The sequence below is a fragment of the Citrobacter sp. wls619 genome, from assembly GCF_005281345.1.
Classification (GTDB): Bacteria; Pseudomonadota; Gammaproteobacteria; order Enterobacterales; family Enterobacteriaceae; genus Citrobacter.
In genome coordinates, this window is the sequence record NZ_SZXJ01000095.1 from 479369 (window position 1) to 492088 (window position 12720).

Here is a 12720-nt window from a genome sequence, read left to right on the forward strand (position 1 = left end):
AATTTGTACTTCTTTTGTTGCTGCCGTAACGTGTAATTCTCTGTCGTTACGGGAGGCCATTATACGAGAAATCCTTTTAGCTGCAACCCCCCTGAATACGTTTTTTTCGAAAATTCGTTCAAGTGATTACTTTGCAACCAGGGTGAACAATTTAGCGTCAAAAAGCCGGTGACGCAAGCCACCGGAGAACAAAATCAAAGCTTAATAAAATGCTCGCGATAGTAAGCCAGCTCAGCAACGGACTCACGAATATCGTCCATTGCCTGGTGCGTTCCTTGTTTCTTGAAGCCATCAAGGATCTCTGGTTTCCAGCGACGAGCCAACTCTTTAAGCGTGCTGACGTCCAGATAGCGATAATGGAAATACGCTTCCAGCTCCGGCATATATTTAAACAGGAAACGGCGATCCTGGCCGATGCTGTTGCCGCAAATAGGTGATTTTCCTTCAGGTACCCACTCTTTTAAAAAGGCCAGCGTCGCCAGTTCGGCTTCACGATCGCCCATGGTGCTCGCTTTTACGCGTTCCACTAGCCCACTTCCGGTATGCGTACGTACGTTCCAGTCATCCATTAACGCCAGTTTCTCATCAGACTGATGCACCGCAATTGTCGGTCCTTCAGCCAGGATATTCAGGTTGGCATCAGTCACTAGCGTAGCGATCTCAATAATGCGATCGCGCTCGGGATCCAGACCTGTCATCTCCAGATCGATCCAAATCAGGTTGTTTTCATTGGCACTCATGCTATTTTCCACCCTTCAGACGTCACATTCAGTGTGACTATATTCATCTAAAATTGCGTGTATCATAAATGTTTTGCCCATTATGGGCGACCAGGAGCCAGTCCGATTGAGTAAGAATAAACTCTCCAAAGGCCAACAGCGCCGCGTGAACGCCAATCACCAGCGTCGTCTTAAAACGTCCGCGGAGAAGCCCGACTACGACGACAACCTGTTTGGCGAGACCGCTGAAGGCATCGTTATCAGCCGTTTTGGCATGCATGCCGACGTAGAATCTGCTGACGGGAAAATTCACCGTTGCAACATCCGCCGTACCATTCGTTCGCTGGTTACCGGCGATCGTGTAGTCTGGCGTCCGGGTAAAGCGGCAGCAGAGGGCGTGAATGTTAAAGGGATCGTTGAGGCGGTACATGAGCGAACCTCAGTACTCACACGCCCGGACTTTTACGACGGGGTGAAACCCATTGCGGCCAACATCGATCAAATCGTGATTGTCTCAGCCATCTTACCTGAGCTGTCACTGAATATTATCGACCGTTATCTGGTGGCATGCGAAACCTTGCACGTAGAGCCCATCATCGTACTCAACAAAATCGATCTGCTGGACGACGAAGGTATGGCCTTCGTTAACGAGCAGATGGACATCTATCGCAACATTGGTTATCGCGTTTTGATGGTCTCAAGCCGCACCAAAGACGGCCTAAAACCACTTGAAGAAGCGTTGACCGACCGTATTAGCATCTTTGCTGGTCAGTCAGGCGTAGGCAAATCCAGCCTGCTCAATAACCTTCTCGGCCTGCAGGAAGAGATCCTGACCAATGATGTCTCCGACAACTCTGGTCTTGGGCAGCACACCACAACAGCTTCTCGCCTGTACCACTTCCCTCACGGCGGCGATGTCATCGACTCCCCCGGTGTACGTGAGTTTGGGCTGTGGCATCTTGAACCGGAACAAATCACTGATGGCTTTGTCGAATTTCATGACTATTTAGGCCATTGCAAGTACCGCGACTGTAAACATGATGCAGATCCGGGCTGTGCAATTCGTGAAGCTGTCGAGGAAGGGAAAATCGCTGAGGTTCGGTTTGAAAATTATCACCGCATCCTGGAAAGCATGGCGCAGGTAAAAACGCGTAAAAACTTTTCTGATACAGACGACTGACAACTAAGCTAAGCATCGCTAGAATCGTCCCCCCTTTTTTCAGGATCCGGCCCCTATGCCGGATCGGGAACAAATTATGGCCTGGAGGCTACCTTGTTAAACTCATTTAAGCTTTCGCTACAATACATTCTGCCGAAACTATGGCTCACTCGCCTGGCGGGTTGGGGTGCGAGCAAACGAGCGGGATGGCTGACTAAACTGGTTATCGATCTGTTCGTGAAATATTACAAGGTCGATATGAAAGAGGCGCAAAAGCCGGACACCGCCAGCTATCGTACCTTTAACGACTTCTTTGTTCGCCCGCTGCGCGAGGATGCACGCCCGATCAATACCGATCCAAACATACTGGTCATGCCCGCTGACGGCGTGATTAATCAGTTGGGAAATATTGAGGAAGACAAACTGTTGCAGGCTAAAGGGCATAGCTACACCCTTGAAGCGCTGCTGGCAGGCAACTACCAGATGGCGGATAAATTCCGTAACGGGACGTTTGTAACCACTTACTTGTCTCCACGCGATTACCACCGCGTTCACATGCCGTGTAACGGTATCCTGCGAGAGATGATGTACGTGCCAGGCGATCTCTTCTCTGTGAACATCCTGACCGCGCAGAACGTGCCGAACCTGTTTGCCCGCAACGAACGTGTTATTTGCCTGTTTGATACTGAATTCGGCCCGATGGTGCAGATTCTGGTCGGCGCGACCATCGTCGGCAGCATTGAAACCGTATGGGCTGGCACCATTACCCCACCGCGTGAAGGTGTGATCAAACGCTGGACATGGCCGGAAGGCGAAAGCGAAGGCTCTGTGGCGCTGCTGAAAGGTCAGGAAATGGGCCGCTTTAAACTCGGTTCAACCGTTATCAACCTGTTTGCGCCGGGTAAAGTAAATCTGGTTGCACAGTTGCAGGATCTGTCGGTCACCAAAATTGGCCAGCCGATGGCCATCTCTACCGAGACTTTCGTGACGCCAGAGGCAGAACCCGCGCCATTGCCGAAAGAAGAGATCGAAGCAGAACACGACGCCAGCCCGCTGGTTGAAGACAAAAAAGACGCAAGTTAACCATAGGAATCGCTGCTGTGCGCCTGATTATCACTTTTCTGATGGCCTGGTGCCTCAGCCAGGGGGCGTACGCTGCGACGGCCCCCGACAGTAAACAACTCACTCAGGAACTGGAGCAGGCAAAGGCGGCGAAACCCGCTCAGCCAGAAACCGTTGAGGCGCTCCAGTCCGCGCTGAATGCTCTCGAGGAGCGGAAAGGCTCCCTTGAGCGTGCAGAACAATATCAGCAGGTTATCGATAACTTCCCCAAGCTGTCCGCCACGTTACGCGCACAGCTAAACAACCTGCGCGACGAACCGCGTAGCGTACCGACCGGCCTCACGACGGATGCATTAAACCAGGAAATCCTTCAGGTCAGCAGTCAGTTACTGGATAAAAGCCGCCAGGCTCAACAGGAGCAGGATCGCGCCCGGGAAATCGCCGACTCGTTAAGCCAGCTTCCTCAGCAACAAACCGATGCTCGCCGCCAGCTAAATGATATTGAGCGACGCCTTGGTACAGCCAACAGTAACTCAGCGCTCAATCAGGCGATGCAGGCGGAATCCGCCAGGCTTAAAGCCCAGGTCGATGAACTGGAACTGGCGCAGCTTTCCGCAAACAACCGCCAGGAACTGGCGCGAATGCGCTCCGAACTGGCAGAAAAGCAGAGCCAACAGCTCGACGCTTATCTGCAGGCATTACGCAACCAACTCAACAGCCAGCGCCAACGTGAAGCCGAGCGTGCGCTGGAAAGCACGGAACTGTTGGCAGAAAACAGCGCTGGATTGCCGGAAGGCATTATTGACCAGTTTAAAGTTAACCGTGAGCTGTCTCAGGCGCTCAATCAGCAGGCGCAACGTATGGATCTGGTCGCCTCCCAGCAGCGTCAGGCCACCAGCCAAACGTTGCAGGTACGTCAGGCGCTGAATACGCTGCGGGAACAGTCACAATGGCTTGGCGTCTCGAATATGCTGGGAGAAGCACTGCGCGCACAAGTTTCTCGTCTGCCAGAAATGCCCAAACCCCAGCAGTTAGATACCGAAATGGCGCAGCTGCGCGTACACCGCATGCGCTATGAGGACCTGCTCAACAAACAGCCGCAACTGCGTCAGATTCATCAGGCCGATGGACAACCGCTGACCGCTGAACAGAGCAGCATTCTCAACGCCCAGCTACGCACCCAACGTGAGCTGTTGAACTCTTTGTTACAGGGCGGTGATACGCTTATCCTCGAGCTCACTAAGCTCAAAGTCTCCAATAGCCAACTGGAAGACGCGCTAAAAGAAGTCAACGAAGCGACACACCGTTATCTGTTCTGGACATCAGACGTCAGCCCCATTTCGCTTTCCTGGCCTGTCGACATTGTTCAGGATCTGCGCCGCCTGATCTCACTCGATACATTTAATCAGCTTGGCAAAGCCACTATCATGATGCTGACCAGCAAGGAAACGCTGCTGCCACTGTTCGGTGCACTGGTGCTGGTTGGGTTTAGCCTTTCTTCACGTAAACACTTCACCCGCTTTCTTGAACGCTCGTCAGCGCGTGTTGGTAAAGTCACCCAGGACCATTTCTGGCTGACAATACGCACAGTGTTCTGGTCGATACTCGTCGCCTCGCCCTTGCCGGTACTGTGGGCAACGCTCGGTTACGGACTGCAGGAAGCCTGGCCTTATCCGTTGGCTGTTGCTATCGGCGATGGCGTAACCGCTACGGTGCCCATGCTGTGGGCGGTAATGATTTGCGCCACCTTTGCGCGCCCCAACGGTTTGTTCATTGCCCATTTCGGCTGGCCGCGGAACCGCGTCGCGAAAGCCATGCACTACTACCTGATGAGCATCGGGCTGATTGTCCCGTTGATCATGGCGGTGATTATGTTTGATAACCTCAATGACCGGGAATTCTCCGCCTCATTGGGACGTCTGTGCTTTATTCTGATTTGCGGTGCGTTAGCGGTCGTAACCCTGAGCCTGAAACGCGCCGGCATACCGCTATACCTCGATAAAGAGGGCAACAGCGATAACATGGTCAACAGCATGCTGTGGAATATGCTGATGGGCGCGCCACTGATTGCTATTCTCGCAGCAGCTGTGGGCTACCTGGCAACATCACAAGCCCTGCTGGCGCGCCTGGAGACTTCAGTAGCAATCTGGTTCTTGTTACTGGTGGTCTATCACGTCATTCGCCGTTGGATGCTCATTCAGCGCCGCCGCCTGGCGTTTGACCGCGCTAAGCATCGACGCGCCGAAATGCTGGCGCAGCGCGCGCGGGGTGAGGAAGAACCACCGCATTCCACCAGCCTTGAAGGCGCGATTGATGTTGATGAAAGCGAAGTGGATTTGGATGCGATCAGCGCGCAATCGTTGCGCCTGGTGCGCTCTATCCTGATGCTTATCGCCCTGCTTTCGGTTATCGTGCTGTGGTCAGAAATTCATTCCGCTTTCGGCTTTCTGGAAAACATTTCGTTGTGGGATGTCACCTCCACGGTGCAGGGTGTGGAAAGCCTGGAGCCGATAACGCTGGGTGCGGTGCTCATCGCAATACTGGTATTTATTATCACCACCCAGCTAGTGCGCAACCTGCCCGCACTGCTGGAGCTGGCGCTGCTGCAACATCTGGATTTAACCCCCGGCACCGGTTACGCCATCACCACCATCACAAAGTATCTGCTGATGCTGATTGGCGGTCTGGTTGGCTTCTCGATGATCGGTATTGAATGGTCCAAACTGCAATGGCTGGTGGCGGCTCTCGGTGTTGGTCTGGGCTTTGGTTTGCAGGAAATCTTCGCCAACTTTATTTCCGGCCTGATTATCCTATTTGAAAAACCAATCCGCATTGGCGACACGGTGACGATTCGCGATCTTACCGGTAGCGTGACGAAAATTAATACCCGCGCCACTACCATCAGCGACTGGGACCGCAAAGAGATCATCGTGCCCAATAAGGCCTTTATCACCGAGCAGTTCATCAACTGGTCGCTGTCCGATTCGGTCACCCGTGTGGTATTAACCATCCCGGCGCCATCGGAGGCTAACAGCGAGGAAGTCACACAAATCCTGCTTACCGCCGCACACCGTTGCTCGCTGGTTATCGATAACCCGGCGCCAGAAGTCTTCCTGGTTGACCTGCAGCAAGGGATTCAAATCTTCGAACTGCGTATTTATGCCGCTGAAATGGGGCATCGCATGCCGCTGCGCCACGAGATCCACCAACTGATTCTGGCTGGCTTCCGCGAGCACGGTATTGATATGCCGTTCCCACCGTTCCAGATGCGTCTGGAAAGTCTGGGGGGTAAGCAAACGGGAAGAACGTTAAGTTCTGCGGGCAGAAGCAGTCGTCCGGCGGGAAGTTTGTAGCGCATGATCCTGGCAAGAAATGCCGGATGGCGACCCGTTGTGTCTTATCCGGCCTACGAAGATACTTCTTTGTAGGCCGGACTAAGCAGGTCGTTTATTCAACCGCCCACTCAGGATCGTTGGCCGTGCGGCGACTGTAGTTCTGATAAATCGCCATCGCCAGCAGTGAGAAGAAGATCGGACCGCCGGTCATCCACAGCGCGCTGTTCCAGTCTCCGGCCTCGATCACCGGCTGGATGATGGTAAATACGTTGGCAAACGTCACCACCAGTACCACCACTCCCGTTGCCAGCAACGTTGCCGTGCGGGTTTTAAAAATAACAAACGGTCTTACCAACCCCACGCGGGATTTGAAGAATGGGAATGCCAGCGCCAGGAACAGATACGGCAGCGTCATAGATACGTTCGCCATCAGCGTCAGTTTGTTATAAAACGCGGAAGCCGTATCACCGCCGAACGAAACCAACAGAATAAACAAACTCACAAGCCCGCACTGCATCCACATGGCAGTCGTTGGCATGCCCATCGCATTCAGTTTGGTCATCGGCGCGGGCCACAACGCCTTCGGCGTCCCCTGAATAATCGCTTTCAGCGGCGAGTAGCTAAGAGTAAAAAAAGCGCCGGTATAGGCAAGGAACATGGAAAGCCCGGTAATACGCGCAAACCATACCCCCATCGTCATCGCCGTCTCTGGGGAAAGGTGCAACGCATTACCCAATGTCATCCCAAGGCTTTTCATCAGGATATAAGTAATATTACCAAGGTTAACGGAACCATTACTTAATACCTGCTGCCAGTTGGTGCTAACACCCCACAAGAATATGGCCAGCGAATAACCCACTGAAATGACGATAGCGGCAAAGACAATGCCTTTGGCAAAGTTCTTTTCTGGTTTCTCTGTTTTATCGACCAGTCCACCCACGGCTTCAATTCCACCATAAGCAAAAATGGCAAATACCACGAACGACAGCATGGCCAGGCCGGACTGATATCCCGGATTGGGTGAAGATGTAAAATTAATATCCTGCGCAAAGTGGCTACCTGTTAATAACAAAATAGCGACACTCACTAACAACAGAACTAAGTTAAGACACATTACGGCAATTCCGCCTACAGCCGTAATACGTGCAATCTTATTAATACCGCGAGAAGCAACACAGGTGACCACCACCATCCAGCCGACCGCAAGCAGCCCGACAACCTGGGTTGGTTCAAGCCCGGCGATACCCCAATGTTGCGTCATGTCTGCGCCGAATAAGAAGGTGGAGAACGGCACCCATACTTTTGCCGCCGTGCTAACCATCCATATCACGTAGGAGGAGAACCACATAAACGTACCGATAAACGCGTAGCGTGGTCCAACGCTATTATTCATCCACGAATATATTCCACCTTCTTCTTTCCGATAGGCGGAACCCATTTCTGCCATCATTAACGCGAAGGGAATAAAGAATAATAATGCAGAAAATATATACCAAGGAATCGCACTATATCCCATTAAATAAAATGCAGAGGGACTATTTGCAAATCCGAAAACTGACGTAAATATCATAAGGATGAGACCTGTCAGGCTCATCTTCTTTATTGTTTGGGTCATTCAACTATCCCTTACTCTGGCAAGCGTTTCGCAAACGCCGCTCACCGATTAGCACCGCTCTCTTTGCAGAGTTCAGCAATTAAAAATCAACACAGAATTGATACCTAAACGATACCAGATATCCAGAGTCAAATTGTGGCTATTAGAGGGAAAGTGAAAAAATGTGCTACAAAGTGGCGACTTTACCGCCACTTTGTATTGTAGAGGGATAACGCGTTATGCACGATCGACGGTAAAGGCGATAACGTCAGCCAGACTATCAGCGCCCAGCGCCAGCATCACCAGACGATCAACACCCAGCGCCACGCCAGAGCAATCCGGCATCCCAACCTTCAACGCTTCAAGCAAGTTGTTGTCAATTGGCTGCTGCGGCAGGCCGCGCGCGGCACGTTTACGATTATCCTGCTCGAACCTTTGCTGCTGTTCACGCGCATCGGTCAACTCATGGAAACCATTCGCCAGCTCAATACCTTTGTAATAAACCTCAAATCGCTCAGCGACCCGATGATCTTCGGTACTGATTTGTGCCAGTGACGCCTGACTGGCCGGGAAATGGTACACAAACGTTGGTTTGTCTTTGCCAATATGCGGCTCAACGCCCATTGTAAACAGCAGTTGCAGCAAGGTATCCCGGTCTTCTTCAGTATCCGCGATATTGCTGAGATCCAGCTTCGCCGCCACTTCCCGCAGTTGAGTTTTATCCGCAGACAGCGGGTCAATTTCCAGATGGCGCTGGAAAGCTTGCTGGTAAGAAAGGCTTTCGGCAGGTGAACAGTCCAGCACTTGCTGCAGCAAATCATCCACTTCGTTCATCAGGCGATACATGTCGTAGTGTGGGCGATACCACTCAAGCATGGTGAACTCAGGATTATGATGCCGCCCCATCTCTTCATTACGGAAGCTGCGACATAGCTGATACACCGGGCCACATCCCGCGACCAGCAGACGCTTCATATGGTATTCCGGGCTGGTCATTAAATAGAGGTTCATCCCCTGGGAATGACCAGGGCCAACGAAACGCGTTTCGAACGGGAACAGATGGATGTCCGTTACCGTCGCCTGACTCATGCAAGGTGTCTCAACCTCAAGCACTCCACGATCGGCAAAAAAGCGACGAATCTCCGCTATAATTGCTGCACGTTTTAACAGATTGGGGATGGACGCGCTCGGCTGCCAGGTTGCCGTTTCGCTCATGGTTGTTTCTCCGATTTCAGACAAGGGCACGAAGTCTACTCGTATCGCGCTAGCGAGACAAATTTCACGCGGGAATAATAAACACTGGCTGGCGGGTAAAAAAAGCAACATTGGGTGGTTTAGTAATTAAATTAATCAAATTCAATGATAATTCAGCCCACTGATACGCTAAAAAAATCGAACACGTCAAATTTCCCTCACATCCCTAAGACTATACTATTGTACCTATAAAGGAGCAGTGGAAACGCGTTCATAACCTGTTTGAATCCGATGAAGCATCTGAATTCGGGCGGGGATGAAATAACAACAATCTGGAGGAATGTCGTGCAAACCTTTCAAGCCGATCTTGCCATTATAGGCGCCGGTGGCGCGGGATTACGTGCTGCAATTGCTGCCGCACAAGCAAATCCCAACGCTAAAATCGCACTGATCTCAAAAGTGTACCCAATGCGCAGCCATACCGTTGCTGCCGAAGGCGGCTCTGCTGCTGTCGCGCAGGATCATGACAGCTTTGACTACCATTTTCACGATACGGTAGCAGGCGGAGACTGGCTGTGTGAGCAGGATGTCGTGGATTACTTTGTCCACCACTGCCCAACTGAAATGACGCAACTGGAACAATGGGGCTGCCCATGGAGCCGCCGTGAAGACGGTAGCGTCAACGTACGTCGCTTCGGCGGCATGAAAATCGAGCGTACCTGGTTTGCCGCGGATAAAACCGGCTTCCACATGCTGCATACGCTGTTCCAAACGTCTTTGCAGTTCCCGCAGATTCAGCGCTTTGATGAACACTTCGTTCTGGATATCCTGGTGGACGACGGTCATGCTCGCGGCCTGGTCGCCATGAACATGATGGAAGGCACCCTGGTACAAATCCGTGCTAACGCAGTCGTGATGGCAACGGGCGGCGCGGGTCGTGTTTACCGTTACAACACCAACGGCGGCATCGTCACCGGCGACGGTATGGGCATGGCGCTGAGCCACGGCGTTCCGCTGCGTGATATGGAATTCGTTCAGTATCACCCAACCGGTCTGCCAGGCTCCGGCATCCTGATGACCGAAGGCTGCCGTGGTGAAGGCGGTATTCTGGTCAACAAAAACGGCTACCGTTATCTGCAAGACTACGGCATGGGTCCGGAAACCCCACTGGGCGAGCCGAAGAACAAATACATGGAACTCGGTCCGCGCGACAAAGTTTCTCAGGCGTTCTGGCACGAATGGCGCAAAGGCAACACCATCTCCACCCCACGTGGCGATGTCGTTCACCTCGACCTGCGTCACCTCGGCGAGAAAAAACTGCTCGAACGTTTACCATTCATCTGCGAACTGGCGAAAGCTTACGTGGGTGTCGATCCGGTTAAAGAACCGATCCCGGTACGTCCGACCGCGCACTACACCATGGGCGGTATCGAAACCGATCAGCACTGTGAAACCCGGATTAAAGGTCTGTTCGCTGTCGGCGAATGTTCCTCTGTTGGTCTGCACGGTGCTAACCGTCTGGGCTCCAACTCTCTGGCGGAACTGGTGGTCTTTGGCCGTATGGCGGGTGAGCAGGCTGCAGAACGTGCTGCAACGGCTGGCGCTGCAAACAGTGCCGCACTCGACGCACAGGTTGCTGGCGTTGAAAAACGTCTGAAAGATCTGGTTAACCAGGAAGGTAACGAAAACTGGTCTAAGATCCGCGACGAAATGGGTCTATCTATGGAAGAAGGTTGCGGTATCTACCGTACACCGGAACTCATGCAGAAAACCGTTGATAAGCTGGCTGAGCTGCAGGAACGCTTCAAGCGCGTACGTATCACTGATACCTCCAGCGTCTTTAACACCGACCTGCTGTACACCATCGAACTGGGTCACGGCCTGAACGTTGCCGAATGTATGGCGCACTCCGCGCTGGCACGTAAAGAATCCCGCGGCGCGCACCAGCGTCTGGATGAAGGCTGCACCGAGCGTGACGACGTTAACTTCCTCAAACATACCCTCGCCTTCCGCGATGCTGACGGCACGACTCGCCTGGAATACAGCGACGTGAAAATCACCACTCTGCCACCAGCTAAACGTGTATACGGTGGCGAAGCGGAAGCAGCCGATAAGAAGGAGAAGGCGAATGGCTGAGATGAAAAACCTGAAAGTTGAGGTGGTGCGCTATAACCCGGAAACCGATACCGCGCCGCACAGTGCTTTCTATGAAGTTCCTTATGATGAAACCACGTCTCTGCTGGATGCGTTGGGCTACATCAAAGATAACCTCGCACCGGACCTGAGCTATCGCTGGTCCTGCCGTATGGCAATCTGCGGCTCTTGCGGCATGATGGTCAACAACGTGCCGAAGCTGGCGTGCAAAACCTTCCTGCGTGATTACACCAGCGGTATGAAGGTTGAAGCGCTGGGCAACTTCCCGATTGAACGCGATCTGGTCGTCGATATGACGCACTTCATCGAAAGTCTGGAAGCGATCAAGCCGTACATCATTGGTAACCCGCGTACTCCGGATCAGGGTCCAAACACCCAGACTCCGGCGCAGATGGCGAAATATCATCAGTTCTCCGGTTGCATCAACTGTGGTCTGTGTTACGCCGCGTGTCCGCAGTTCGGCCTGAACCCTGAGTTCATTGGACCGGCTGCAATTACGCTGGCGCATCGCTATAACGAAGATAGCCGCGACCACGGTAAGAAGGAGCGTATGGCTCAGTTGAACAGCCCGAACGGCGTTTGGACCTGTACTTTCGTGGGCTACTGCTCCGAAGTCTGCCCGAAACACGTCGATCCGGCTGCGGCCATTCAGCAGGGTAAAGTCGAAAGTTCAAAAGACTTTCTTATCGCTACCCTGAAACCACGCTAAGGAGTGCATGATGACGACTAAACGCAAACCCTATGTGCGGCCGATGACGTCCACCTGGTGGAAAAAGCTGCCATTTTATCGCTTTTACATGCTGCGCGAAGGCACGGCAGTTCCGGCAGTCTGGTTCAGTATTGAACTGATTTTCGGCCTGTTTGCACTGAAGCATGGTGCTGAGTCCTGGATGGGATTTGTCGGCTTTTTGCAAAACCCGGTGGTGGTCATCCTCAACCTGGTTGTTCTGGCTGCAGCGCTGCTGCATACCAAAACCTGGTTTGAGCTGGCGCCGAAAGCCGCCAACATCATCGTAAAAGACGAAAAAATGGGGCCAGAGCCGATCATCAAAGGTCTCTGGGTAGTTACTGCGGTTGTGACCGTAGTCATACTGTATGTAGCCCTGTACTGGTAAGGAGTCCGGGATGATTAATCCAAATCCAAAACGCTCTGACGAACCTGTATTCTGGGGTCTGTTTGGTGCAGGTGGTATGTGGGGCGCAATCATTGCGCCGGTAGTGGTTCTGCTGGTTGGTATTATGCTGCCGCTGGGTCTGTTCCCGGGCGATGCGCTGAGCTATGAGCGCATTATGGCATTTGCCCAGAGCTTCATCGGACGCGCATTTCTGTTCCTGATGATCGTTCTGCCGCTGTGGTGTGGTTTACACCGTATGCACCACGCTATGCATGACCTGAAAATCCACGTGCCTGCTGGCAAATGGGTATTCTACGGCCTGGCTGCTATCCTGACCGTTGTAACAGCGATTGGCATTCTGACTATCTAATCGCCGTTGTTACCTATT

Annotated in this window: 10 protein-coding genes; 7 read left to right on the plus strand and 3 right to left on the minus strand. The window is 52.7% G+C overall.

Annotation, left to right across the window (positions count from 1 at the left end):
• Nucleotides 1-194: 194 nt before the first annotated feature.
• On the minus strand, nt 195-740 hold the full coding sequence (gene orn, locus FDX19_RS19585) for an oligoribonuclease (RefSeq protein WP_137384008.1): 546 nt from the start codon (nt 738-740) through the stop codon (nt 195-197).
• A gap of 106 nt (nt 741-846) precedes the next feature.
• Between orn and rsgA the strand changes: the two genes are divergently transcribed.
• From rsgA to mscM, 3 genes are all read left to right on the plus strand, one after another.
• Nucleotides 847-1899: a small ribosomal subunit biogenesis GTPase RsgA gene (gene rsgA / locus FDX19_RS19590; RefSeq protein WP_170974405.1), complete on the plus strand. Its 1053-nt coding sequence runs from the start codon at nt 847-849 to the stop codon at nt 1897-1899.
• A 93-nt stretch (nt 1900-1992) separates the two neighbouring features.
• Nucleotides 1993-2961 carry an archaetidylserine decarboxylase gene (gene asd / locus FDX19_RS19595; RefSeq protein ID WP_137384010.1) on the plus strand — a complete coding sequence of 323 codons (969 nt, stop codon included), beginning with the start codon at nt 1993-1995 and terminating at the stop codon, nt 2959-2961.
• A 17-nt stretch (nt 2962-2978) separates the two neighbouring features.
• On the plus strand, nt 2979-6293 hold the full coding sequence (mscM, locus tag FDX19_RS19600; protein WP_137384011.1) for a miniconductance mechanosensitive channel MscM: 3315 nt from the start codon (nt 2979-2981) through the stop codon (nt 6291-6293).
• 94 nt (nt 6294-6387) lie between these two features.
• Here mscM and yjeM read toward each other — a convergent pair whose 3' ends face one another.
• Together yjeM and epmA are read right to left on the minus strand one after the other, a co-directional pair.
• Nucleotides 6388-7890 carry a glutamate/gamma-aminobutyrate family transporter YjeM gene (gene yjeM / locus FDX19_RS19605; protein ID WP_137384012.1) on the minus strand — a complete coding sequence of 501 codons (1503 nt, stop codon included), beginning with the start codon at nt 7888-7890 and terminating at the stop codon, nt 6388-6390.
• 216 nt (nt 7891-8106) lie between these two features.
• On the minus strand, nt 8107-9084 hold the full coding sequence (epmA, locus tag FDX19_RS19610; protein ID WP_137384013.1) for an elongation factor P--(R)-beta-lysine ligase: 978 nt from the start codon (nt 9082-9084) through the stop codon (nt 8107-8109).
• A 324-nt stretch (nt 9085-9408) separates the two neighbouring features.
• Here epmA and frdA point away from each other — a divergent pair, with 324 nt between their 5' ends.
• Genes frdA through frdD form a run of 4 tightly spaced genes read left to right on the plus strand, consistent with a single transcriptional unit; the run spans nt 9409 to nt 12702 of the window.
• A complete protein-coding gene (gene frdA, locus FDX19_RS19615; protein ID WP_003830519.1) occupies nt 9409-11199 on the plus strand; it encodes a fumarate reductase (quinol) flavoprotein subunit in 1791 nt (596 codons plus the stop codon).
• Nucleotides 11192-11926 carry a fumarate reductase iron-sulfur protein gene (gene frdB / locus FDX19_RS19620; protein ID WP_137384014.1) on the plus strand — a complete coding sequence of 245 codons (735 nt, stop codon included), beginning with the start codon at nt 11192-11194 and terminating at the stop codon, nt 11924-11926. Before frdA ends, frdB begins: the two co-directional genes overlap by 8 nt.
• A 10-nt stretch (nt 11927-11936) precedes the next feature.
• Nucleotides 11937-12332: a fumarate reductase subunit FrdC gene (frdC, locus tag FDX19_RS19625; protein ID WP_048212908.1), complete on the plus strand. Its 396-nt coding sequence runs from the start codon at nt 11937-11939 to the stop codon at nt 12330-12332.
• A 10-nt stretch (nt 12333-12342) separates the two neighbouring features.
• A complete protein-coding gene (gene frdD, locus FDX19_RS19630) occupies nt 12343-12702 on the plus strand; it encodes a fumarate reductase subunit FrdD (RefSeq protein ID WP_048212909.1) in 360 nt (119 codons plus the stop codon).
• The last annotated feature ends 18 nt before the right edge of the window (nt 12703-12720 follow it).